Raw genomic sequence first — 23,184 nt, 5'->3', positions numbered from 1 at the left:
AAAATCATGGGGCACGTTTTTAAATTAAGCCATTTAGTTTTTTTACAATATCTACTTTCACGCTTTGAGTAACGTGCGAATAAATGCTGAGTGTAGTTTTGTAATCGGTATGTCCTACACGTTCCATGGCTGCACTTAATGGAACGCCTAGCTCGGCAAGTAATGCAATGTGTGAATGCCTGAAAATATGTGATGTAAGGTGCTTATCTATTTCCACTTTTTCCGCCCCACGTCGTACCACAATGTTCAAAGTATCCAGGTCAACGGCTGATCCGTTTACCGTGAAGAAGATGATGCAGTTTTCTTTGTTGAAATTGTTTCCTTTCAATGATCGGTTAACTTTTAGGCTTTCCAATTGGTCTTGGATAACTTCTTTGATATTATCGGGTATGGTAATCGTTCGGTATGAAAAATCTGTTTTAGGAGTCGTCTTTTTCTTTAACGCTCGATAATACGTCCCGTTTATTGTAATTAGCCCATTTTCAAGGTCAATTTCATTGATCGTAAGTGCTGCAGCTTCTCCGTATCTGACGCCTGTAAAAGCCATCAATTCAACCATATTTGCGATGTGTTCGACTCGCCAACTTGCACGTAAGGCTTGTATGAGCTTTTTTATTTCATCAAGTTCCAGGTTGTTGTTACGCTTTTCTTGAACTTCTTCAAAGGTTTTAGTCTTCTTCCGTGGTTTTACGTATTTGGCTTCATTCGTTTCTAAATAGCCCATACGGACTCCGTAATCGAGCACGGAGTGAAATCTTTTCTTAAAACCATTGTAGTAGGTAAAAGAATAACCCTCGTCCATCATATCATTGACTAGTTTTTGAATTACACGTCTATTGACATTTCTTGCTGGGGTATCTTTATCAATCAATAACATTCATGCGTTTATCATTGGCGATTGTTCCACGTAATGAAGGCGCCTTGACGGTTGGGGACCAATTTTTATAATACTCGTTATAAAGCTCACCCCATGTGATATCCGATATATCTTGATTCTTTATTATTTCTCTGATTTTGTCGTCAAGTCACGTTGTGCGGATTTTCTTGATTGGGGCGTGTTTTTATCAAGGACGATAGAGAGGGTAAGGTAGTCCGACCAGTACCTGACTGAATCAAGGACAAGGAAGAAATGCACATGAAGTTTGCAAGTCAAGAAAGAGTGGCGGAGGTCTTTGAGAAATATGGAATCAAGCAAAATTAATGAATTTCATCTGAGGCGTGTTGTGCTGGCTTTTTGGAAAGCAATCCAAGGCGTAACCGCAAAGCACTACTTTCAGTATGTATCCTGGTATTATCAGAAAGAGCGTGAGGAAGTATTTAATCCATTTCGCTTTGCAGAAATGCTGGGGAAAATTACGCACGAGGAGTTTATGAAGAGAATGGGAAATCCAGATGAATACGATCCTATCCATGCACCTGAAGTATAGCAGGGAGTAAAAGCTAGAGAGGAGGAAATATGAGCAGAAGATATAAATTATCGGATCCAGCCTTGAGTGCCCTTGATGATCGATTATTTAACTATAGAGTCATAGAACGACTGATTGCACGGCGAAAGTACGAGCTAGAGAATGATAGAAAGGCCAGTGATAATGTCGGTGGCGGGAAATCTAGCAAACGCTCAGGTCCCGTGGAAGATATCGTCATCAAATGGACGAAGACAGTCACTTGAAAAGTTTGTATGTCTTTAAGCAGGCTGTTGAGTTGACACTCTCTGAGCTGAACGAGGAAAGTAAAGAAATATTTACAGCACACTGGATGGACGTCAACAAGCCTTCTTGGGAAGAGGTTGCAGAGAAGCTTTATATGAGCGTGGCGAAAGTCTATCGTAAACGCCGAGTGATTATAGAAATATTTGATAAGCATAGTGGGGAGTTGGGGTAAAAGCAAGGAAGGAACGGTGGGAACCGTTCCTTCGTTTATGTATAGGCGTGTGAGCGATTTGGCGTGGCCTGTTAAGCGGAGAAGTGTTAAGTCTATTAAAAATACCGTAGGTCTAGATAAAATCGTACAGGAGGGACAGGAATAGTTAAAAAGTAGTGTGAGGGATATTATGTGCGTGATTTTTATGTTATAACGGCTTTCTTAGTCCCTGTTCAATAGCTTCTTGGATACTTCCGCACATTGCTTTTGTTTGTTCTTCAGTAAGGAGAGCGTGCATAAATTTTTCTTGGCTTGAACGAGCGAAATATTGGAAAAAGTTTTCAACGTGCTGTTCTGGATTTAATAACTTATATTTTCCATAGCTTCGATAGTCGGCAACATATTGAAGAAATGTTACAAAAAGAAGTAGATCATCAAAATAAGTGTCTATATTGATGCAATACGTTTTACCATCGGGAATATAAAACCTTCTCATCATTCTGATTAAATCAAAATGTTTACTAGATAATTTAAACCATTTTTCGGATAATAATTGACGTTCTTGTAAGTTTTTCATGTCATGCTTGGAATCCAAGTACATTCCTGATATATATTTTCCTGCAATTGCTACTAATATATCGGTGATTCGTATTCCTATACTTTCATGAGACAAAGTTTCTTCTTTAATACCTCCAAGTTCAAGAAATTCAAAGGGTTCAGAAGGGATTCCTTCGTCAAGATAAAGAATTCGTTCATTATTTTTGGATGATGAAGGGAGATCCAATTCAAGAAGCATTAAATCTAAAGGCCACGATACCTTATTCCAATTAAATTTAGAGTTGATTGTAGATTCTTTGAGTAACTCTTTGTTAGTCGTTAAAGTAGATGTTATCAAACTGATAATTTGTTTATAAGCCTGGACTTGAACTGCCATGCGTTGGTTGTTTAAGTTGTTCTTTACAATGTTAGACATATCATTTTTGATTGACTCTAAAACATCATTTAATGGAATAGTCTTGTCTAACATATTTTTTATAACTACTTCAGGTGCTTCGTTTTCCATGTACTTAGTTAACGAATACTTTAAGGTAAAAGCTCCAGCGTTGAAGTGTTTACTAGTCTCTAAAATCCATTCAGTTAAACGGGAATCTACGACGATTGACATTTTTCCCACTTCAAAAAGTAGATTATCTATTTCTTCGATGTTCTCTATAAGGATAGTAAAAAAATTCATTAAAAAATCGAAAGTAAAGTTATTGTCGTGCAAAGAGGCGACACCATATTGAAAATTCTTTTTATCAAGTATTTTTTCACCTTTCACTTCTTTTAACTGTGGTCGATTTTTTCTGAAAGCTTTTTCCAAAACAAGATACTTTTCCTCAATTCTTTTATAAGCCTCATCAGATATTTTTATAATATTTGCAACGTAACTGTGCATCCTGTCGTTAGCATTTTTTAATTTTTCATCTTTGTTAAATGGGTTAGAAATCTCAAATGTCTCTTGAGGACCTTTTTCGTCCATGAATAGATATTCCATATAATATCTCCTCCGGTATGTATGGGCTATAATAAATTTTTAAATCAGTATGAGTACCTTTAGATTTTGATTATTTCTAAATCATCAAATAAATCAGTTTGTAAATTTTCTTTAATGATGTTTAAAGCTACCTCTGATTTATCCATTCCTATAAATTTTCTTCCATTATTTTTTGCAGCTAAAAGAGTTCCACCACTTCCTGCAAAACAATCGAGCACTATAGAATTTTGATTTGAAGACTGTTTAATAATCATATCTAGCATATCTAAATTTTTCTGAGTTGGATACTGTGGATACATGGGGTTTTTATAGTTCAACCAAATATCTTGTATTTTTTTCCCTTATGTTCATGAGAATATTTTTTTAATCGAGGGTTGCCAGTACTAGACCATTCTATTAATCCCTGCTCATCTAGTTTAGTAAGTTCATCTGGTGAGACTCGCCAGTGTCTTCCTTCTGGAGGGAATTTGCCTTTCCACTTAGAACCTGTAGCACCTGAACTTTCTCCAGGTGCGTGAACAGGCACAGTGTTATAATGACCGATACTATTTAATTTAGGAAATTTCTCAACAATTTCTGTTTCTGATAGAGGAATAGTCACGGCATTCCAAATATTTTTCCCTCGGTTTTTGGCATAAAAGTAGATAACATCTTTTTGATTTCCGTAAGCTTTACGATTAAAGTTTTTGGGATTTGATTTTATCCTAGTGATCTCATTTAGGAAATATCTTCTCCGGAAATTTCATCCATCATTATTTTCACATAATGACCTATTTTGGTATCTATATGCAAATAAATAGAACCTCTATCAGATAATAGATCTCTCATAATAACTAATCGTTCATTTAAAAATCCGATGAATTCTTCACCTACTAAATCCATGAGGAAAAAAGTATCTCAAAAATAAGGATTTGAGATACTTTTTGATGATTACTTAGTCAATATTCTTGATGAAATTACCAATTTCTTTAACGATGTGAGTTACAAGAGCGTTCCCCATAAAGAACAATCGCATTCTATCAGTTACAGCAACAATTTCTCCATTTGATAACTTCTTTTTACTTGTCCAATTGTCAGGAAAGTCTTGTAGTCTTTCAGCTTCAATAGGGGTAATTAAACGATAACGATTTTCTCTAAATAATAAGTGGGTAGAACGATTTAAACTTCCTTCTGATGTTAACATGGTACGACCAGGCAGGTTTTCATCATCATATGGAGACATTCCGCCTTCTGAAAATGTATAAGAATAACCGTCTGCAGAGGTTCTCTCAATTCGCTTTGGTCCTCGAAGGTATTGGAACTTCTCGATTTTTTCTGAATCCGAAATATAGTATTTTTCGTCTACATCAGCTTCATTTTGAAGAATATCTCCAAGTGTGAGTGAATTGCCCTTATAGTTTGGTGCAGTTTCAATAGTGTAGTATTTCCCGTGTCGCATAACGCCAGTATTCCAGACAGTACCTGTAAAGTTATCGGAAACTGAGACAATGTCCTGATCTAATTCATAATAAGCTCGGCGATTTTTAACAATTTTATTTTCAATAGGGAATTGTTTTGCAAAAAGTCCATCAAAGAAAATATAGTCATCATATTTAGTTTCTTCAAAACTATTATTAGCTTTTTCAAATTTATCATCAATTCTTTGAGCAAAGTTTAAATCATTTCTATACACAAAGAAGAAAACACGACGACGACGTTGACTTCTTCCGTAATCTGCTGCATTAATAACACGCCATTCTACTGAATAACCTAAGTTGTTAAAGGCAGTAAGCATAATAGCAAAATCACGTCCTCGTTGCTTAGAGGGTGCTTTGAGAAGGCGATCAACGTTTTCTAAAATAAGATATTTTGGTTTGATGATTCGAGTAGCACGGATAATTTCCCAGAAAAGAACGCCTTTTTTACCCTCAATCCCTTGTTCATTTTTTTTAGTACGGGCCACAGAGTAATCTTGGCAAGGGAATCCACCTACAATAATATCAGCATCCATTGAAGCAAATTTATCATCTGTTATGTCTGAGATACTAATATTTATATTTTCACTATCAGGGAAATGATAATCGTATACTTGGAAAGCATCTTGAGATTTACGGGATGGTTCCCATTGATTAGCCCATTTTGTTTTAAATAAATTTTTATCTGCGTTTTCGAGTCCGATTCGGAAACCGCCCACTCCTGCAAAGAGTTCTAAAACTTTCATTATTTTCTCCTGTTATTTCGAAATTTACTTACTCCATTATATATCATTTTTTTGCTTCGATCAAGTTTTTAATTTGTCATTTGATATAATGAAACTAACGATTAAATTATGATAGTTTCTAGGGAGGCACAGATGGAAAACTTTCTTTTTAAATATGATGATAACGATATTAGTAGTGTACTGAATTATTCAGAAATACTGCTAAATAAGAAATTTATTGAAATTGCTGAAGAGTATCAACGAAGCTCTTATAAAACATATGAAGATTTTAAATCAAAAATAGTCTCAAATGTTGGTAATGCTAATAAAGGAATTAGTATGAACTCCAAAGGACAGTATGGAAACTATATAGAAAAATATTTTTATGGTTATCCACCTAATAATGATTCATCAGCAGATTTTTATAAAATTGGTGTTGAGCTAAAGGTTACACCATTCAAAATTAACAAGAATGGTAGCATAAGTGCTAAAGAACGATTAGTTCTCACTATTTTGAACTACATGGAAGAGAATTTAGAAGATTTTTATTCAACACATTTATGGAAAAAATGTGCCAAGATTTTACTTTTGTTTTATAATGGCTTGATACCTAATCGGATATTGGAAGAGTATGTTATTGAGAAAATTTCCTTATATGAATGGTTTGATGAAGATATGGAGGTTATTCTCGATGACTATAAAAGAATAGCTGCTAAGATAAAGGCGGGGAAAGCTCATGAGCTTTCAGAGTCAGATGGAAACTATTTGTCAACCTGCACAAAGGGAGCAGGAAAAGGGAGAGATTTTCGTGAACAGCCGTTTAGTGAAGAGCCAGCTAAACAAAGAGCTTGGGAACTGAAATCTAGCTATATGACTTATCTGATTAATAATAAAATTTTTAATCAGACGGAGCAAGAGAGTGTTATTGCGAGTTTTAGAGGGGAAAAGAAATCCTTTACAGAAATAATATCGGATAAAATTTTAACTTACAAGGGTTTTACGGACTCTGAATTATATAAAAAGTTCAATATAAATCCTAAAGCTAAAGGCAAAAATAGCATATTGATTAGAACAATTTTAGGTCTTACTGGTGACGTTGATAAAACGCAAGAATTTCAAAAAGCAAATATGAATTTACGTGTTATTAGAGTTGATGAAAATGGATTGCCTAAGGAAGATTCACCATTTAAAAACTATCAATTTGTTGAACTAATGGAAAATGATAATTGGGAAGAGTCTCACCCATATATAGAGATTTGTGATAAACGTTTCTTATTTGTAGTTTTTAAAGAAATTAAACCCAAAGTTTTCGTATTGGACAAAGTAAAATTTTGGGGATTTCCAGAACGTCAAATTGAGGAGGTAAAACGAGTATGGGAAGAAACTAGAAAAATAATTAAAGATGGGGTAATTTTAACTCAAAAAGGAAATACAGTTTCAACAAATTTCCCACAAAGCAGAAGCAATACAACAATATTCACAAAAATACATGCAACTAATTCTTATTATGAGATTGAACCAAATAAATTTGTGGGTAAAGGGAAGTTATCTGATACAGATTTATTACCTGATGGTCGTAGAATTACAAAGCATTCATTTTGGATGCCTAAAAAGTATTTAAAAGAAATTTTGGATGGCGAATGGGACTAATTGACTAATTATAAACAATCACTTTGTAGTGGTTTTTTATAAAATTTTATCTAAAAACCCCTGAATGAGAAATCCCACCTCTGTTTTTCTCACAAAACACATGATTTAATAGTACCATGAAATAAAAGAAACCAAAGCCGAGCGTGATTTCACGTTTGGCTTTTCTTGTGTCCAAGGGAGGTTAAACGTGGAGATAATACAGAAAAAGTAGAGGACTTAATCCCCTATATCAATAATCCCAGAAACAATGATGGAGCGGTAGATGCTGTCGCAAGTTCTATCAAGAACTTTGGGTTTAAGAATCCGATTACGGTTAACGGCAATAATGAAATCATCAATTGGCATACGAGGCTAAAGGCAGCGAAAAAATTGGGCATGGCTGAAGTTCCTGTGGTTGTTGTGCGTGATTTGACGGAAGCTCAGATAAAAGCCTATCGTCTAGCGGACAATAAGGTAGGTGAAATTGCCACGTGGAATGAAGAACTACTCGATATTGAACTCGGGGAACTGGTAAGCCTTGATTTAGATTTTGCTATGACCGACTTCGGATTTGATGAAATCGTGGAAGAAAATGAAGTCAAGGAAGATGAAGATTTTGATGTTACTCCTTCAGAGGATCCGACCTCAAAAGTCGGTGAGATTTATCAGCTGGGACGACACCGACTCATGGTTGGCGATTCTACTCAACCTGATATGGTCACAGCACTCTGTGGTGGTCAAAAGATGGATTTACTCCTGACTGATCCACCCTATAATGTAGCTACTGGGTATGGAAGGTATTGGCGATGCTGAAGGGACGGCAGCGGCACGCAAAAGGCACCGAAGACTGAAGGTCTGACTATCATGAACGATAAGATGGAGGACTCAGACTTTCGGGAGTTTCTGCAAAAGGTTTATTCTGCAGCGTCTCAAAACATGAAAGCAGGTGCTGCCTTCTACATTTGGTATGCAGACTCCGAAGGCTATAATTTCCGAGGTGCTGCAAGTGATATGGGCTGGGAAGTACGGCAAAACTTAATCTGTGTGAAAAATACTTTCACTCTGGGACGTCAAGATTATCAATGGCAACATGAACCTTGTTTATACGGGTGGAACTCAGGTGGTAGTCATGCCTGGTACTCCAACCACTTTGAAAAGCCTGCCAGATCGGAGTTACATCCTACCATGAAACCTGTCGCTCTCTTTGACTATCAAATGCAAAACTCCAGCAAACAAGGTGACAATATCCTTGATTTATTTGGTGGAAGCGGGACGACCATGATTGCTAAATGGATGTTGTGCCTTTCTCATGGAATACGACCCAAGATATGCGTATGTCATCATCCGTCGGTGGGAAGAATTGACGGGAGAAAAGGCTGTCAAAATAAGTGAAGGGAACCTGGTTTAATCGTTGACTTATCAAGCTTTAAGAGCTAACATGGACACACGATAACGAAGGAAGAAATAACCATGAAAAACTACACACGATTTGAAAACTTACAAGAAGTCCTCGATGATAAAGCGAAGGAGTTTTACGACAAGAAATATGATGAACTGGACTGGGGACAACAAGGTGATGTATTAGAAGCTCTCAGACTTTGGCTTGGAACAATGTGCAGTCCGAGCGGGAGTTATATTGAGTATTTTGATGAGTGAGCGGTGGAATCATACCAAAGTATGGGAATGTATGTTTTGCCTGATGATATAATTTACTTATAGATATATTGGATTGGAGTTTTTTTATGAAAAAGATGCTTGACGATGCTGTTGGAAAAGTTATTCCTATTAGTAAAAAAGAAGTTGATGAGTTTAAATTGCTTGTTGCAGAAGCGGCGTTTTTAACAGAAAACAGAGATAATCTAAACTTTTCAAGCAACTTTCCACCTGAACTTGCTGGTATATTAGGAGGGTTAGGTACAGGAACAGTGGGGGTTGGAGTAGTAGTTGCTTATTTTGCAGGGATGAGTGGTGCTGAAATCATGGCAGCTTTAGCTAGTTTTGGAGTTGCAGGTGCGGTTGGTGGAATAGCAAGTATTGCTGCTGTTGTTGCAGCACCTGTCGTTTTAGTAAGTGGTGGGCTATATCACGTTGCAAATCAAAATAAACTCGGTCGTGAATTAGAGAAACTCATTAAGCAATCTTATGAGTTTGAAAAACAGCTGAAAGATGATGAGAGAGGTAATGTTAAAGGGCTTCTCAAAACAATTCAAGAATATAGAGAGAAGTTTAAAAAGAAACATTCGGACTTAAGAAAAATCAAGGACTAACTGAAAAAATTGAAGAATAAAGGCAGGTGCTTTTCTTATGCACAAAAACAAAGGAGTGAAAAATAAATGAAATGGGAAAAAGGAAGACCTATGAAAACGTAATTCAGCCTCACCTCAAGCAAATCGTGGAATGGCGAAGACAGGGTGCAAAGCTTGATTGGATAGCCGAGAAGTTCGGTATTCATCGTTCGACCTTCTTCAGGTGGCGGGATAAATTCAGCGACTTAAGCGACGCCTTAAAAGAAGCGGAATGTGATTTTTATTTGACGGCAAGCTGACTGCTGAAAATTCCTTACTTTCAAAGCTCCAAGACCGAATGGAAACGACGGATGAAATCATAGAGCAGTAGAAGGATACGGATGGCAAAGTAATCAAAAGCCATGTGGTCAAGCGAAAGAAGCTCATCCAGGCAGATACGACAGCAATTCTATTCACACTGAAAACACGTGATCCAGAGCGGTGGAACGCTGAAGAGTCTGAGCTGGCCAAGGCACGGATTGCCAAGGTAAAGTTGGAAACAGATAAGATTGAGAAGGGCGAGGATATCGGATCACTCATCGTGCAACGGTTAGCATCTTATGTGTCAAGAGGTAATGAGGATGAAGAGAATGAATAAAACGCTCAGCAAGAGATTGAGGATGCCAAAAATGATCCAGTCGCTCAGGCCGAGATTATGGCGAAGACCTTCAATATCCTCGTCAATAATTATTTGGCCTATTTCACAAATGTGGAGTGTGGGGGCAATAAGGATAAACTTGACGGTCGATTGTTCAAGGGAACACGGGAAAATAATGTGATTGCCGTGGTCGGGATTGACCTGGCGGACGTCAACGATATTTGCTCGATTTCTTTCATGGTCGTCGAAGGTGAAGAACGGTACTTTTTCAATAAAAAATACATGCCCCGGATTCGGATTGACGAGTTGCCCAAAGAGCAAAGAGACAAGTACAACGAATGGGAGCAGAAAGGTCATCTTCATATCCACGAGCTGGACTACAACGACCAGAACTATATCTTTGAAGATTTGATGGCTTTCATGACCGAGAATCATATCTTGCCTATTGCTGTCGGTTACGACAAATGGGAAGCAATTGGAGGTGGCGTGCCCGAGATTATCAAGCGGTTCAACGACTTTTGCGGCAACATTTCTTTTGGGATTGCACAGACCGTCAAAGGCTTGTCCAATTGCCAGCTGGTGTCATATGAATGTATGGGTCAAGACGGACGCTAATGGCAATGTCTTTCCCAACAAAGAGAAGGCTAAGGATAAGATTGACGTCTTTGCGAGTCAGCTGGATGCTTTCATTTGCTTTGAGAATGAGAAGGAAAGTTTGGGAGTGTATTTTGAGTGAAAATAGAATTTTCACAAATGCTCTCTTTTTTGATAAGATAAGAATTATGGAAAATAACAGCAGAGTAACATTTAATGAGTTACTAAAAAAAGTAGGAATTAAACCTGAAGAAGTAGTCTATGTTTGGCATAATGAAAAAGCGATGAAAGCTGAAAAATGTGAATTTGTTGCAGATTATGAAACTTACACCATTCATCAACCTAAAAATCGCAAAGCCTTAAAGAGAAATTATTGGGCAGTTTTTATCTCTGAAGGAAATGAAAAAGCTAGATTTTATAAACTATATAGGAATAATCAAGCTTCTGAAAACTGCGACTGTTGCAATAAAGACAAAGTGATTCATGATTTGGTAGAACTTTATATTCTGGAGGATTATGTAAATAGATTGATAGTTGAATGGGGGAAAGCAACCACAAATGGATGGTCCTTAGAGGCTGATGAAAAGAAAAATGAAAAATTTATTTCTGCTTGGTTGGAACGTCCAAGAGGTGAGCTTGTTTTTGAAGGATTTGATAATATTAGGTTGTCATGGTATGACTTGAAAAAAGTACTACAACTCCCTGAATGGCAAACAGCTTTATCCAATCAAAAAGCTGTATATCTTCAAACGGATAAACTGACGAATAAACACTATATAGGTTCAGCAACAGGAAAAGAAAGTCTTTTGCAGAGATGGGGGAATTATGTTAGTAATGGACACGGAGGAAATAAGGGTTTGAAAAAACTAGATTTTGATTATATCCAGAAAAACTTTGAGTACTCTGTCTTAGAGACTTTTCCGAATAAAACAGATGATAAAGAAATTCTAAATCGTGAATCATGGCATAAAAGAATATTTCAAACTACTGAAAAAGAATTTGGTTATAACGAGAATTGATAAGAAAATAATTTAGAACTCAAACACCAGTCAAAAGACTCGGTGTTTTTTCATACCCAAGATCAGACAAGGAGGCAAGCAATTGGGCATTTTCAACAGCTTCTTTTCCTGGAGCTGGTTCAGCTTCGGAAAGAAAAAGTCGGGGCGTGATTACTACACACGGGTCCGGCAGAGGCGGTACTGGCAGAGAAATTCTATCTTTACCGATAACATTTACAACAAAATCGCCACTGATGTGGCACTCATGAAATTCAAGCATATCAAGGTAACCTCCGATAGCTGGGACACCCAGGAGGCCAGCGAGTTAATCAATCTAATTGCTCTATCCCCCAACGACTAAAGGGGTTAGGATTGATGCCAAATTTCCAAAGTGTGGCGACGACGAATCAAGATGCCTTCCACTTATGGCGAAGTTTGCGGATAATTTGCCTGGAGCGATAAATAAGACGCTGGACAGTATCAGAGCTTCATTAACTGGATCGTGAAAAATAAAGATAGTATAGTTTCCTTTGGTGTCGCAATTGGTGCAGCTGTATTAGCTTTTGAAGGCTTTTCTATCGTTCAAGGAGTGATACTCGGCATTCAAAATATGGTTAAAGCCTTTAAGGCTTATCAAATTGCCAATGAAGGGGCGACTGTTGCACAATGGACCTACGGATAATGAGAGTAAGGTAGATATGTTATAATGAAATCCAAACTATAAGAAATAAATGGGGCTAAATATGAATACTTTCTACACAGGAGCCATGGCCGTACTAATATCCATTCTAGCAATCCAAATCGTCAGACTATTGAAAGCCTAGAAAGATAAAAGAAACGCTGAAAAAAGCGTGAAAAACTAGAGGAAGAAAAAATTTCCAAGTCGTATAATTTTGAGTTACCTACCGAAATTAATATAATTATCTGAATTATTAGAAAAGAGGTGGTTATTCAATGACGAAAAACCTCAAAGAGTTAGAACACAAGAAATTGAGCATTGACGCTTTTGTTCAAATATTGAGAGATTATCATTCCAAGTTTTTAGGAATCAGAAATGAAATGTATTGAATGCCTATATATCAAGCTTTTCTTCTATTATATAGTTATTGTATTTTGCTACAATTTAATGGAAGGTTCTATCGGATAATACGCCGATAAACGAGGTAAATAAGGGTTTTACGCTAAAGCCAACCCCTTATTGTCCACAAATTTCCTTTGTAGAAATCGAGTGCAGTGCACTCGATTTTTTTTATGCGGATGTTGTTCACATAGCTTACTAACCTTTTTTACGCGAATAAAAACTTGTGGAGAAGATCATAAATTGACAAATTTTAATTTGAATATTTTATGAACACTTTGGTAAAATATATAGCTTTTTTAAATTAAACGGCACATTTTTATAAGAAAATTACTATATTTAGAGCTATTAATATACTTCTTTTGCGAAAAAACATAACAGTACAATGCGACTTTTATAACATTTATACATAGTTTGCCTAATTTTTAATCCATAGCTATCATACGAGTAGAAATACATTTTCAAAGATAAGGAGACTACTTATATGAATACTAAATTCGCAAAATTAAGTAAAAGTAAAAAGGGCATAAGTGCTGCCATATTAGCAGCTGGAATCATGGGGATGGCAATGGCGCCAAATGCATATGCACATGGGTTTGTTGAAAAACCAGCTAGCCGTGCCGCTTTATGTAACCAAAATTATGGCGGTCTTAACTTAAGCTGTGGAAACGTTATGTATGAGCCACAGAGCTTAGAGGCACCAAAAGGATTTCCACAAGGTGGACCAATTGATGGTAAAATTGCATCTGCAGGAGGTATGTTTGGTGGCATCCTCGATCAACAATCCGTAAATCGCTGGTTTAAGAATACGATTACAGGTGGACCAAATACCTTTACATGGAAGTACACTGCGCCGCATTTAACAAGCAAGTGGCACTATTATATTACGAAAAAGGGATGGGATCCTAATAAACCATTAACCCGTGCTGATCTTGAGCCAATTGGAACTGTTGAACATAATGGTACTGCTGCATCAAATAATTTAACTCATACAATTAACGTGCCAACTGACCGTAGTGGCTACCACGTGATTCTAGCTGTTTGGGATGTAGCTGATACTACAAATGCTTTCTATAATGTAATTGATGTAAATTTGGTAAATAATGTGGATGTGGATAAAGAAGCTCCAAGTCAACCGAATGGATTGCAAGCAATGAAAGTTACTTCTAACAGTGTTGAGCTAAAATGGAATCCTTCTACAGACAATGTAGGGGTAAAAGAATATCAAGTATTACGCGATGGTAAAGCAATTGGAACTTTACCGGGAACAACATTCACAGATAAAAATTTAAAAGCGAATACAAAATATACATATACAATAAAGGCAGTGGATGCCGCTGGAAATATTTCGAAAGAAAGTGAGTCTATAGCTGTAGAGACAATGAATGCAGTTCCGGACACAGAAGCACCAACGCAACCAACTTCACTTCATGCGATGGGAGTAACATCCTCAAGTGTAGACTTAATGTGGGGGGCATCAGAGGATAATGTAGCAGTTGACCACTATGTTATATATCGAAGCACACAAGTAGGGCAACTGACTGTAGTTGGAACATCGAAAACTACTTCCTTTATGGACATGAATCTACAATCCAATACAACATATATGTATGCAGTTACTGCCGTTGATGCAGCAGGAAATGAATCTAATAAAAGTTCTATTTTCACTGTGACTACAAAAGAGCAAGGGTCGACTTATGAGCAATGGAGTCCATATAAGGCGTACACAAAAGGTGATAAAGTAGAGCATCAAGGGGAAATATATGAAGCTGTGCAAAGTTATCAAGGATATGGAGATCCAAATTGGATATTCGCATTGTCTTTATGGAAAGAAAGTAAATAAAGTTTTAATAAAAGGGATTTTCTTAAAGAAATTATGTAATATTATTTTTTGGATATAAAGGTAAAAAATCTGCATAGCGTTTAGATTGAAGGAGACGAACATTGAAAATCGTCTCCTTCTTTTGATCTTCAAGGTAAGTACCTAATGTTGTTTTGATGGTTTAAAGAGCCGTTATAAAGTTGAGGGAAAACAGTTGGAAAACCTGTATTAGGAATATTATATGCAATAAAGGTTTCGGACATAGATACATTGTCTTTTTCCTTCTGACTCCTAGCCACATAGGCTATTTTATTGTTTTCTAAGTTTGTTACGAATAACTGCGATTCGTCATTAGAAAACGGTACCCAATTACGTTCGGAAAATGGCAATAAAGCATTTATATGCCCCAATGTATTATTAAAAAAGTTAAAGTTTCCTAGAAAATGATCAAAAATAGATTGAGCTAAGTTTTCACCAAACAGTTGAGGAGACGTCAATGTAGAAGGCAGTAATGTATCTTGATCACTGTCATTTTGAGTTTCCCTATTTATCTCGGGGCTTTTTGAAAAAAAAAACAAAAACCATACAGCGTGATTTTGCTCGTCCGCTGCTGCACGTCGAAATCTTTCTTTAATCATCGGATCATTTGCTTTATCTGCTATATCTAAATAAGAATCAACAGCTTCTTGTTCATCTTTAAAAGCAAATTCGATTCCAGCCCTATAGTTGTCCGGACATTCCTCAATTATTTGATAAGAAGGCTTTCTTCCTGTTAAATTCGTATAAAGTTTGCTAAATTCCTCGAGATGGCGTAGTTCATCCTTTTGAATCTCAAGTATTCTATTCTTTTCATCCTCGGTAGGAGCCATCTTAGCTAACTTCTCATAACAAGCAATGGCACTATATTCAGCATTAATTGCCTTCTGAATATCATTTACAAGTTGAGCATCGTTTAGCATAGGATAAGTACCATTATGCTGTGGAGCATAATGATAATAGTATTGATTTGGATACATCGTTGTCCTCCTTTTGTTTAACTCTTCTTTCAGCGGGTGTCCAAACACCTGTACCTGTCTTACGCTTTCGGTACAAAAGACATCCGCTGAAAGAAGCTAAAGCCTCCGGCGGATGTCACGGAATCGGAATGGAATTAATAAAGGATGTTAGCCTAAAATCATCGCATCCGTGTGATAACGGCTAACTGACCTGCATCGGTGTCGTTGTAGCGACACCTTCGCCCCAAAAATAATTGCAGGCCTAAGCACAAAGCCGATTCCGGACGTAATTATGCCGGGGCATAATTGATCCATCAACTTATCTTATGCTTTGTGTATAGGTAATTGTGCAAAGTCATTTCATTTTCGCCTAGCGAGGTTGTTAAACATAATTGCCTGGCATTTTATATAGGTTTGAATTCCTTGTATAGTCAGAAAATTGTAAAATGACAAATATGTAGTATAGTAGATGAAAATTACTATAAGTCGCAGATACAAGAATCCCATCAACGATTAGGAAAAAAGTAAATTCTCAAATTAACTAAGCTTATACGAATGGTTTTTTTTGTTATTGTTCTAATCACATCGGCTTTTGCGATTTGGACGCCTCAGCCGACGATTTGGGTGATGCAACTACTGGCTAGTAAGAATAATCCTGAAAATTTTGGCGCTGATCCATCTAATTTACCCGCGCTCATGGAGCAAACTCAGGTGATCTCAGACATTTCATATCCATCCCTCAAGGCGATTCCGGATGCCATGTATATCTGCGCGAAAGATTGCGACAGCTACAATTATACCGAGGGATAAATGATAATATTTTTTCAGACATGAATAGATAGGAAAATGAAGAGATGTCTTTGTTATGAACCTCTCTATAAAACTATTAACTGCGTGAAATAGCTTATTCGTTGATTGTAGCGAAGATGCTCGACTCCTAAGCGAGCAACCAGCAGTGTAAATAAGCCTTCGATATCACAGTAAAATATAGTTTATCAACATGTCTGATTTGCTTATAAAAACAGTTGACTTATTTTCTTGTTGTAACTATAATGGTTACAGCTGGAGGTGATGAAGATTAAAATTAGCAGTCGTTTTACAATTGCTGTTCATATTTTATCAATCATCAAACAAAATCCATCGACTATTTGCACATCAGAATTTATGGCGGAAAGCGTAAATACAAATCCAGTAGTGATTAGGAAGATAGTATCCTATCTTAAAAAGGCAGGTATAGTGCAAGTGCGTAGGGGAACAGGTGGAGCTTCTTTAGTTAAAGATCTGGATGCTATCACTTTGTTGGATGTTTTTCGATCAGTAGAAGTTGTAGAAGAAGATCAGTTATTTCATCTACATGAAAATCCAAATCCTGATTGTCCTATAGGTGCAAATATACAGGCTGTGTTAGAGCTAATTTTAGTGCAAGCACAAGAAGCAATGGAACAAGTATTGGCTAATATTACTATGGAACAAGTGATTACATCTTTAGTCCGTGAAATTCAACAATCAAAATAATGCATTCCTTTCACTTCTATCAGTGGATGTCGCAGAAATCGGAAAGGAATCATCGTATCCATGCGATAACGGCTAACTGACTTGCATCAGTGTTGCTGACGCTACGTTAGCACTGCGCTTTCGCACAAAAAACATCTGCTGCTGACGCTACGCTTTCGCGCAAAAAACATCTGCAGGTCTCAGCACAAAGCCGATTTCGGACGCAATTATGCCGAGGTATAATTGATCTGAATGCATTATTTATTTGACTTAGTTGTAACTATTATGGTTACAACAAAAAGAGAAAGGAAGGTTTATTGGATGACCCTTAAAATAAAAGCATATTCGGATTTTATTTGTCCTTTCTGTTTTTTAGGGAAAGGGCCATTAGATGAAATTGCAAAAGAAAAGGATATTGACATAGAATGGATGCCGTTTGAATTAAGGCCTAAACCGTATCCTAAAATTGATCCTTGGAAAGAGCCTGCTAAATTAGGTTCGTGGGACTCCTATATTCTCCCTACAGCTAAAAAGCTAGGGATTGATATGCGATTACCGCGTGTATCTCCACATCCTTATACAAATTTAGCTTTTGAAGGATATCAATTCGCTAAGGTATATCAAAAAGGAAATGAATTTCATCATAGAGTTTTCACAGCATTTTTCCAAGAGGAACAAAATATTGAGGATGTAGACGTGTTAACTCAATTAGCAAATGAGGTAGGTCTGCCAAAAGACGAATTCAAAAAATCTTTGCTTTCAGGTAAATATCGTGAAGTACATCAAGAGTCTCTAAGGCATGCATATGAAGAAGCAAATATTACGGCTGTTCCTACACTAATTATTGGTGATGAAATAATCCAAGGGTTAGCTAGTAAAGAAAGAATAGAGCAAGTCATCGATCAGCAATTAAAAAAATAGAAAATGGAAATTTAGATTTAAACAGTAGCCAAATGAAGGCTGCATGGAAAAGTCTATATATAAATTTAATTAAAATTTGGAGGAACTACAAATGTCAGTAACAACAACTAATTTAAAAGAAGCAATTATTAATCGCCGTTCAATCCGTAAAGTGAAAAAGAACGCAGCGATTACAAAAGAAAAAATGGAAGAGCTATTAAAAATTAGTGTACATGCACCATCTTCATTTAATATGCAAAGTGGACGCGTAGTAGTTTTAATGGATAATGAACATGAAAAGTTTTGGGATATTGTTAAAGAAACATTACGTGCGCGTGTTCCAGCAGAAAATTTTGCTGCAACAGAAGAGCGTTTACATGGCTTTAAAGATGGAGTAGGAACAATCTTATTCTTTGAAAATCAAGCAACAATCGAACAAATGCAAGAAAATGCTCCTTCTTATAAAGATCAATTCCCTTTCTGGTCTCATCAAGGAAATGCTATGCTACAATACGCAACATGGATGTCTTTAACTACTGAAGGAATTGGCGCATCTATTCAGCACTACAATCCAATTATTGACGAGGAAGTTAAAGAAACTTGGAATATTCCAGCAGAATGGAGCCTTGTAGCTCAAATGCCATTCGGTGAGCCAAATGAGCAACCAGGAGAAAAAACTTCTTTACCTTTTGAAGATGTAGTGAAGTTTTATTAATTAAATCAATAATAAACCCGGTTAAGTGGACGTGATGCACTTAACCGGGTTTTTAATTTTTAGTCAAATGGAAATTGACCCTATATATTGTATGATAATATCCATATATGCCTTGTTTATAAGCTAGGTTTTTTACGATACGTTCATATTTCATTAGAAAGTATATGCTATGATAAATATACATAGAGGAGGGGGTCACATGATTATAGTTGGATTAACTGGTTGGGGTGATCATCCTTCGCTTTATAGTGAAGTGACTGCCTCAAAGGACAAATTATTCGATTATACTGGTCACTTTTTAACAGTAGAAGTAGATACTTCTTTTTATGCAATACCTTCTAAAGAGAATGTTCGAAAGTGGTGTGAAGATACACCCGGAAATTTTCGTTTTGTTGTGAAGGCCTATCAAGGAATGACTGGTCATTTACGTGGCGACATACCGTTTGAATCAAAGAATGACATGTTTAATGCCTTTATCGAATGTGCCAATGAATTTAAACGTCATGGGAAGTTGGCGATTGTACTAGCACAATTCCCACCGTGGTTTGATTGTCAGACTAAGAATGTACAATATTTATTGTATATTAGGCAGCAGCTCAAAGGCTTTGACGTAGCTATTGAGTTTCGCAATCGAACATGGTATGCGGACAATGTAGTACAGCAAACAATGGATTTTTTACGAGAGCATCAATTTATTCATACAATTTGTGATGAACCACAGGCTGGCGTAGGTTCTGTACCATTTTATCCTACGGCTACTGCGACGAAGGCACTTGTACGTATTCATGGACGTAACATTCATGGCTGGCGTAATACTGGTAATGCCGAGAACTGGCGGAAGGTTCGCTTTTTATATGATTACAATAGTGAAGAATTGCAGCAGCTTGGACAGCATTTGAAACATCTCCAATCAGAAGTACAGGATCTATATGTATTATTTAATAATAATTCAGGGCTTCATGCTGCGAAAAATGCAAAGGAATTACAAGGTATTCTAGCGATTAAAGACATAGGGTTAGCGCCTAAACAATTAAACATGTTTGAAGGGGAACTATAATGGAATTTTTTGTTTTAGTTATTATAGCATTATTATCTGGGATAATTGGCTCGTTGGTTGGGCTTGGCGGAGGGATTATCTTAGTTCCAGCAACTTTATACGTTGGGTTAAATCTAGGGATGATACCAGATATCACTCCTCAAAAAGTAGTTGGTTTATCTGTTGTCATGATGATTTTTACTGGACTTGCCTCTACATTAAGCTATATGAAATCTAAAACAGTTGATTATAAGAGTGGTTGGATATTCTTTATAGGAAGTATACCTGGAACAATGCTGGGTGCATGGGTAAATAAGGGGCTAGATGTACCATCATTTAATTTGTATTTTGGTATTTTACTCATCATTTTAGCGACGATATTACTTGTACGTGATCGATTGAAACCTGTAGAATGGTTTGTAAAAAACGGCAGGCAACAGGAGTTCAAAGATAAAGAAGGAAATACCTTTATATATGGGTATCCCATTTGGTTTGCCATTGCATTAACATTTGGCATAGGCTTTGCCTCTGGATTATTTGGTATTGGTGGAGGCTCGATGATCGTGCCTGCCATGATTATTTTATTTTTATTCCCACCGCACGTTGCAGTGGCAACATCGATGTTCATGGTATTTTTATCGTCGATTGTTAATTCAGCGAGTCATGTTTATTTAGGACACGTTCCATGGCTCTATACGATTCCTGTTATCCCAGGAGCTTATATTGGAGCAAAGCTAGGGGCCGCATTAAATAAAAGAATTAAATCAGATACGCTTGTAGTAGCGCTTCGAGTTATTTTATTATTATTAGGAATTCGTTCTATTATCGAAGGGTTATTGTGATATTAGGTCCGGAAAGTAAAGATGATTTTGATAGAAAGTCTTCTACAGACATAGAAGCTATTTTAAAGAAGAGGTGGCTTAATTGCTGGAAAAAATTCATATATTTCATACGAATGATTTGCACAGTCATTTTAAGTATTGGCCACGAATGCAAACCTATGTGGAAGAAATGCGTACGAAGCTTACAACCATGGGAGAAACAAGTTATTTATTTGATGTTGGCGATCATTTAGATCGTTCAAATATTTATACGGAAGCAACAGTCGGTAAGGGCAATGTGAGATTATTGAATGAAGCGGGCTACGACGTAGTGACAATTGGTAATAATGAAGGTATAACGTTGTCCCATGAGGAGCTATACCATTTGTATGATGAAGCAACTTTTGACGTAGTAGTTGCTAATGTGAATGCCTCTCAAGTACCAAACCCAGCGTGGATGAAGCCGTATGTTGTATTAACAACTGCTTATGGCACAAAGGTTGCAGCCATTGCAGCAACGGCTATGTTTGAAATTTATTATAACGAATTAGACTGGGAGATAGATGAGGCACGAAGTTCACTCATTCGCTTAGCACTTCAGCTTCGCAAAGAAGTAGATATAATTGTTTGTTTGTCACATTTAGGGATAACAGAGGATGAGCTTTTAGCTGAGGAATGCCCAGAAATAGATGTTATATTCGGCTCACATACACATCATGTTCTCCCTAATGGAAAGCTAATTAATGGCGTTTTATTAACGGGTGGAGGGAAATTTGGACAATATACTGGCCATCTTACGTTAGAATATGATACAAAATCTAGGGAAATTGTTGAAAAAAAGGATACATTAATTCATAATAATGATTTGCCTGCGATTAAAAATGAACATGAAATCGTTCAATATTTTGAAAAGGAAGGCAAACGATTACTTGATATTCCAGTATTCACTACGGGAAAATCGTACAACAAGGAATGGTTCCATTATTCGCAATTATCAGATTTGTTCGCGCGTGCGATTTTAGAGAAAAGTGGAGCAGATTGTGCGTTATTTAACGCGGGTATTTTTTTAGATGGATTACCTAAGGGAACAGTGACAGCACTAGATTTGCATAGAATTTTCCCACATCCTATAAATTTATGTACGATTGAATTATCAGTTGCTGAAATGAAAGAAATTTTTCAGCAATCTAAAAATGAAGAATGGCCATATATTGAGCTAAAAGGATTAGGGTTTAGAGGCGTTATTTTTGGGAAGATGTTAACTTATGGCTTTTCGATGAATGAAGATCGCCAATTACTTATCAATGGGAAGCTTGCAGATAATGATCGAATTTATAAATTAGTAACACTTGATTTGTTTACGTTCGGTTATTTTTATCCAAGCTTTAAATATGCTAAGAAAAAATATATTCTACCAGAATTTTTACGAAACATTATGATAGATTATGGTCAAAGATTCTTTAAGTAATAGTAGATAAAACGCTTTAAGAATGGATTGGGGAAAAGGTCATGCGATTAATTTCAATCGATGTATTAAAAGAAGGAATGGTATTAGCAAGAACCATTTGGAATGAGGCGGGGCATCCTCTTTTAAAGAAAGATGTTGTCATTAATGAACGTATCATACAAAGGCTTCAACAATTAAATACGCATTATTTATATATTGACGATAAAATTTCTAAGGGTATTGAGGTACAAGAAACAGTTCCAACTGTTATTCGAAATAAAGCAATTTCAACCATTAAAGATTCTTTCCAATCAATCAATGGTTTAAATCCAGTAAATGCCTCTTATGTGCTTGACCAACAATCAAAAGCAATTGTCTCAATTGTAGACGAGTTACTGTTGGCAGTTAAGGGTAATGATGAAATTTTAACAATACTAACAGATGCGTATTTATTTGATGAATATTTATATCAACATTCCTTTCAAGTCACACTATATTCGATAGCGATTGCGAAAGAGCTTGGATACTCAGTAGAGGATTTACGTTTAATTGGGATTGGCGCTTTGTTACATGACATTGGGAAGCTTATGGTACCAAAAGAGATCCTCACAAAGCCTGAGCGCCTAACGTGTGAAGAGTTTGAAACGATGAAGCAGCATACTCGATATGGTTTTGATTTGTTACGTAATTTACATTCCATATCATTGATTGTTGCACATTGTGCTTTCCAACATCATGAACGGATTGATGGGAGTGGCTATCCAAGGGGCTTGGTAGATTTTGAAATCCATCCGTTTGCCAAAATTATTGGTGTAGCAGACGTCTTTGATGCGGTGACTACAAGTCGTGTATATCGAGAAAAAATGCTACCTTCCCAGGGTCTAGCAATTTTAGAAGCAGGCGCTGGAACGATATACGATGCACGTATTGTAAAAGCATTGAAAAGGTCTGTTGTACATTATCCAAATGGTGTTATTTTAAAATTATCGGATGGGCGCCGAGGTATTGTATCGAGACAAAATGCATTGAATGCCGCATTACCTTGGGTTCGTATTTTTGAGGAACAAAATCAATTAATAGCAGCTACATATGAAATTAATTTTGTGGACTACCCAACCGTAATAATAGAAAGCGTTGAAGTAGATTATGTTGTACCATTGAAAATCGAATAAAAATCTCCTCCTGTTCATACGTTA

At 36.6% G+C, this 23,184-nt stretch carries 26 protein-coding genes; 19 read left to right on the top strand and 7 right to left on the bottom strand.

Annotated features, from left to right (window positions below; genetic code table 11):
* Nucleotides 1-19: 19 nt before the first annotated feature.
* Entirely contained in the window at nt 20-877 is an 858-nt protein-coding gene (locus tag ACIQZA_RS10965; protein ID WP_402881544.1) for a tyrosine-type recombinase/integrase, read from the bottom strand.
* A gap of 304 nt (nt 878-1,181) precedes the next feature.
* Between ACIQZA_RS10965 and ACIQZA_RS10960 the strand changes: the two genes are divergently transcribed.
* Both ACIQZA_RS10960 and ACIQZA_RS10955 read left to right on the top strand, forming a co-directional pair.
* Entirely contained in the window at nt 1,182-1,427 is a 246-nt protein-coding gene (locus tag ACIQZA_RS10960) for a hypothetical protein (protein WP_402881542.1), read from the top strand.
* Between the two features lie 220 nt (nt 1,428-1,647).
* Nucleotides 1,648-1,881 carry a hypothetical protein gene (locus tag ACIQZA_RS10955; protein ID WP_402881541.1) on the top strand — a complete coding sequence of 78 codons (234 nt, stop codon included), beginning with the start codon at nt 1,648-1,650 and terminating at the stop codon, nt 1,879-1,881.
* 187 nt (nt 1,882-2,068) lie between these two features.
* On the opposite strand, the gene ACIQZA_RS10950 is transcribed toward ACIQZA_RS10955, so the two are convergent.
* The 4 genes from ACIQZA_RS10950 to ACIQZA_RS10935 all read right to left on the bottom strand — a co-directional run bounded on the left by ACIQZA_RS10950 (nt 2,069) and on the right by ACIQZA_RS10935 (nt 5,597).
* Nucleotides 2,069-3,397 (bottom strand): hypothetical protein, encoded by a 1,329-nt coding sequence (locus tag ACIQZA_RS10950; protein ID WP_402881539.1) that lies wholly within the window; start codon nt 3,395-3,397, stop codon nt 2,069-2,071.
* A gap of 59 nt (nt 3,398-3,456) precedes the next feature.
* Nucleotides 3,457-3,714, bottom strand: a complete 258-nt coding sequence (locus tag ACIQZA_RS10945; protein ID WP_402881537.1) for a DNA methyltransferase — start codon at nt 3,712-3,714, stop codon at nt 3,457-3,459.
* Nucleotides 3,711-3,998: a hypothetical protein gene (locus tag ACIQZA_RS10940; RefSeq protein ID WP_402881534.1), complete on the bottom strand. Its 288-nt coding sequence runs from the start codon at nt 3,996-3,998 to the stop codon at nt 3,711-3,713. Before ACIQZA_RS10940 ends, ACIQZA_RS10945 begins: the two co-directional genes overlap by 4 nt.
* Before the next feature lie 333 nt (nt 3,999-4,331).
* A complete protein-coding gene (locus tag ACIQZA_RS10935; RefSeq protein WP_402881531.1) occupies nt 4,332-5,597 on the bottom strand; it encodes a DNA cytosine methyltransferase in 1,266 nt (421 codons plus the stop codon).
* Between the two features lie 132 nt (nt 5,598-5,729).
* On the opposite strand from ACIQZA_RS10935, the gene ACIQZA_RS10930 reads away from it, so the two are divergent.
* From ACIQZA_RS10930 to ACIQZA_RS10895, 8 genes are all read left to right on the top strand, one after another.
* A complete protein-coding gene (locus ACIQZA_RS10930; RefSeq protein ID WP_402881529.1) occupies nt 5,730-7,226 on the top strand; it encodes a Sau3AI family type II restriction endonuclease in 1,497 nt (498 codons plus the stop codon).
* Between the two features lie 165 nt (nt 7,227-7,391).
* Nucleotides 7,392-8,018 (top strand): ParB N-terminal domain-containing protein, encoded by a 627-nt coding sequence (locus ACIQZA_RS10925; RefSeq protein WP_402881527.1) that lies wholly within the window; start codon nt 7,392-7,394, stop codon nt 8,016-8,018.
* Nucleotides 8,019-8,069: 51 nt separating this feature from the next.
* A complete protein-coding gene (locus tag ACIQZA_RS10920) occupies nt 8,070-8,597 on the top strand; it encodes a DNA methyltransferase (RefSeq protein WP_402881524.1) in 528 nt (175 codons plus the stop codon).
* Between the two features lie 78 nt (nt 8,598-8,675).
* Nucleotides 8,676-8,861 (top strand): hypothetical protein, encoded by a 186-nt coding sequence (locus ACIQZA_RS10915; RefSeq protein ID WP_402881522.1) that lies wholly within the window; start codon nt 8,676-8,678, stop codon nt 8,859-8,861.
* An 86-nt stretch (nt 8,862-8,947) separates the two neighbouring features.
* Nucleotides 8,948-9,472, top strand: a complete 525-nt coding sequence (locus ACIQZA_RS10910) for a hypothetical protein (protein WP_402881520.1) — start codon at nt 8,948-8,950, stop codon at nt 9,470-9,472.
* Between the two features lie 71 nt (nt 9,473-9,543).
* Nucleotides 9,544-9,750, top strand: a complete 207-nt coding sequence (locus ACIQZA_RS10905; RefSeq protein ID WP_402881518.1) for a helix-turn-helix domain-containing protein — start codon at nt 9,544-9,546, stop codon at nt 9,748-9,750.
* A 353-nt stretch (nt 9,751-10,103) separates the two neighbouring features.
* Complete coding sequence (locus tag ACIQZA_RS10900) at nt 10,104-10,703, top strand: terminase TerL endonuclease subunit (protein ID WP_402881698.1); 600 nt, start codon at nt 10,104-10,106, stop codon at nt 10,701-10,703.
* Nucleotides 10,704-10,816: 113 nt separating this feature from the next.
* Nucleotides 10,817-11,701, top strand: coding sequence for a GIY-YIG nuclease family protein (locus ACIQZA_RS10895; RefSeq protein ID WP_402881515.1), 885 nt, complete (start codon nt 10,817-10,819; stop codon nt 11,699-11,701).
* Nucleotides 11,702-11,720: 19 nt separating this feature from the next.
* Here the strand turns inward: ACIQZA_RS10895 and ACIQZA_RS10890 are convergent, their stop codons facing one another.
* Entirely contained in the window at nt 11,721-11,960 is a 240-nt protein-coding gene (locus ACIQZA_RS10890; RefSeq protein ID WP_402881513.1) for a hypothetical protein, read from the bottom strand.
* Nucleotides 11,961-12,182: 222 nt separating this feature from the next.
* On the opposite strand from ACIQZA_RS10890, the gene ACIQZA_RS10885 reads away from it, so the two are divergent.
* The gene (locus tag ACIQZA_RS10885) at nt 12,183-12,362 is read left to right on the top strand and encodes a hypothetical protein (RefSeq protein ID WP_402881511.1); all 180 of its coding nucleotides are present in this window, start codon (nt 12,183-12,185) and stop codon (nt 12,360-12,362) included.
* A gap of 880 nt (nt 12,363-13,242) precedes the next feature.
* The gene (locus tag ACIQZA_RS10880; protein ID WP_402881509.1) at nt 13,243-14,601 is read left to right on the top strand and encodes a lytic polysaccharide monooxygenase; all 1,359 of its coding nucleotides are present in this window, start codon (nt 13,243-13,245) and stop codon (nt 14,599-14,601) included.
* Nucleotides 14,602-14,729: 128 nt separating this feature from the next.
* On the opposite strand, the gene ACIQZA_RS10875 is transcribed toward ACIQZA_RS10880, so the two are convergent.
* A complete protein-coding gene (locus ACIQZA_RS10875) occupies nt 14,730-15,596 on the bottom strand; it encodes a ferritin-like domain-containing protein (RefSeq protein WP_402881507.1) in 867 nt (288 codons plus the stop codon).
* A 1,056-nt stretch (nt 15,597-16,652) separates the two neighbouring features.
* Between ACIQZA_RS10875 and ACIQZA_RS10870 the strand changes: the two genes are divergently transcribed.
* From ACIQZA_RS10870 to ACIQZA_RS10840, 7 genes are all read left to right on the top strand, one after another.
* A complete protein-coding gene (locus ACIQZA_RS10870) occupies nt 16,653-17,090 on the top strand; it encodes an Rrf2 family transcriptional regulator (RefSeq protein ID WP_400938955.1) in 438 nt (145 codons plus the stop codon).
* Nucleotides 17,091-17,390: 300 nt separating this feature from the next.
* The gene (locus ACIQZA_RS10865; protein ID WP_400938772.1) at nt 17,391-17,990 is read left to right on the top strand and encodes a DsbA family oxidoreductase; all 600 of its coding nucleotides are present in this window, start codon (nt 17,391-17,393) and stop codon (nt 17,988-17,990) included.
* Between the two features lie 91 nt (nt 17,991-18,081).
* Complete coding sequence (locus ACIQZA_RS10860) at nt 18,082-18,684, top strand: nitroreductase family protein (RefSeq protein ID WP_400938769.1); 603 nt, start codon at nt 18,082-18,084, stop codon at nt 18,682-18,684.
* A 199-nt stretch (nt 18,685-18,883) separates the two neighbouring features.
* The gene (locus tag ACIQZA_RS10855; protein ID WP_402881504.1) at nt 18,884-19,741 is read left to right on the top strand and encodes a DUF72 domain-containing protein; all 858 of its coding nucleotides are present in this window, start codon (nt 18,884-18,886) and stop codon (nt 19,739-19,741) included.
* Nucleotides 19,741-20,562: a sulfite exporter TauE/SafE family protein gene (locus tag ACIQZA_RS10850; protein ID WP_402881502.1), complete on the top strand. Its 822-nt coding sequence runs from the start codon at nt 19,741-19,743 to the stop codon at nt 20,560-20,562. Before ACIQZA_RS10855 ends, ACIQZA_RS10850 begins: the two co-directional genes overlap by 1 nt.
* Nucleotides 20,563-20,644: 82 nt before the next feature.
* Nucleotides 20,645-22,009 carry a bifunctional metallophosphatase/5'-nucleotidase gene (locus ACIQZA_RS10845; protein ID WP_402881499.1) on the top strand — a complete coding sequence of 455 codons (1,365 nt, stop codon included), beginning with the start codon at nt 20,645-20,647 and terminating at the stop codon, nt 22,007-22,009.
* 41 nt (nt 22,010-22,050) lie between these two features.
* A complete protein-coding gene (locus tag ACIQZA_RS10840; protein ID WP_400938759.1) occupies nt 22,051-23,160 on the top strand; it encodes an HD-GYP domain-containing protein in 1,110 nt (369 codons plus the stop codon).
* The last annotated feature ends 24 nt before the right edge of the window (nt 23,161-23,184 follow it).

Source organism: Lysinibacillus sp. NPDC096382 (assembly GCF_044762845.1).
In the GTDB taxonomy this organism is placed as follows: domain Bacteria; phylum Bacillota; class Bacilli; order Bacillales_A; family Planococcaceae; genus Lysinibacillus.
This window is presented reverse-complemented; position numbering and strand designations above follow the sequence as displayed.

Bases quoted from the DNA above. Each gene is read 5' to 3' on its own strand.
- ACIQZA_RS10965 (WP_402881544.1), bottom strand. From the start codon at position 877: ATGTTATTGATTGATAAAGATACCCCAGCAAGAAATGTCAATAGACGT.
- ACIQZA_RS10960 (WP_402881542.1), top strand. From the start codon at position 1,182: ATGGAATCAAGCAAAATTAATGAATTTCATCTGAGGCGTGTTGTGCTG.
- ACIQZA_RS10955 (WP_402881541.1), top strand. From the start codon at position 1,648: ATGGACGAAGACAGTCACTTGAAAAGTTTGTATGTCTTTAAGCAGGCT.
- ACIQZA_RS10950 (WP_402881539.1), bottom strand. From the start codon at position 3,397: ATGGAATATCTATTCATGGACGAAAAAGGTCCTCAAGAGACATTTGAG.
- ACIQZA_RS10935 (WP_402881531.1), bottom strand. From the start codon at position 5,597: ATGAAAGTTTTAGAACTCTTTGCAGGAGTGGGCGGTTTCCGAATCGGA.
- ACIQZA_RS10930 (WP_402881529.1), top strand. From the start codon at position 5,730: ATGGAAAACTTTCTTTTTAAATATGATGATAACGATATTAGTAGTGTA.
- ACIQZA_RS10920 (WP_402881524.1), top strand. From the start codon at position 8,070: ATGAACGATAAGATGGAGGACTCAGACTTTCGGGAGTTTCTGCAAAAG.
- ACIQZA_RS10915 (WP_402881522.1), top strand. From the start codon at position 8,676: ATGAAAAACTACACACGATTTGAAAACTTACAAGAAGTCCTCGATGAT.
- ACIQZA_RS10910 (WP_402881520.1), top strand. From the start codon at position 8,948: ATGAAAAAGATGCTTGACGATGCTGTTGGAAAAGTTATTCCTATTAGT.
- ACIQZA_RS10905 (WP_402881518.1), top strand. From the start codon at position 9,544: ATGGGAAAAAGGAAGACCTATGAAAACGTAATTCAGCCTCACCTCAAG.
- ACIQZA_RS10890 (WP_402881513.1), bottom strand. From the start codon at position 11,960: ATGCTTGAATTTCATGAGTGCCACATCAGTGGCGATTTTGTTGTAAAT.
- ACIQZA_RS10880 (WP_402881509.1), top strand. From the start codon at position 13,243: ATGAATACTAAATTCGCAAAATTAAGTAAAAGTAAAAAGGGCATAAGT.
- ACIQZA_RS10875 (WP_402881507.1), bottom strand. From the start codon at position 15,596: ATGTATCCAAATCAATACTATTATCATTATGCTCCACAGCATAATGGT.
- ACIQZA_RS10865 (WP_400938772.1), top strand. From the start codon at position 17,391: ATGACCCTTAAAATAAAAGCATATTCGGATTTTATTTGTCCTTTCTGT.
- ACIQZA_RS10860 (WP_400938769.1), top strand. From the start codon at position 18,082: ATGTCAGTAACAACAACTAATTTAAAAGAAGCAATTATTAATCGCCGT.
- ACIQZA_RS10855 (WP_402881504.1), top strand. From the start codon at position 18,884: ATGATTATAGTTGGATTAACTGGTTGGGGTGATCATCCTTCGCTTTAT.
- ACIQZA_RS10850 (WP_402881502.1), top strand. From the start codon at position 19,741: ATGGAATTTTTTGTTTTAGTTATTATAGCATTATTATCTGGGATAATT.
- ACIQZA_RS10840 (WP_400938759.1), top strand. From the start codon at position 22,051: ATGCGATTAATTTCAATCGATGTATTAAAAGAAGGAATGGTATTAGCA.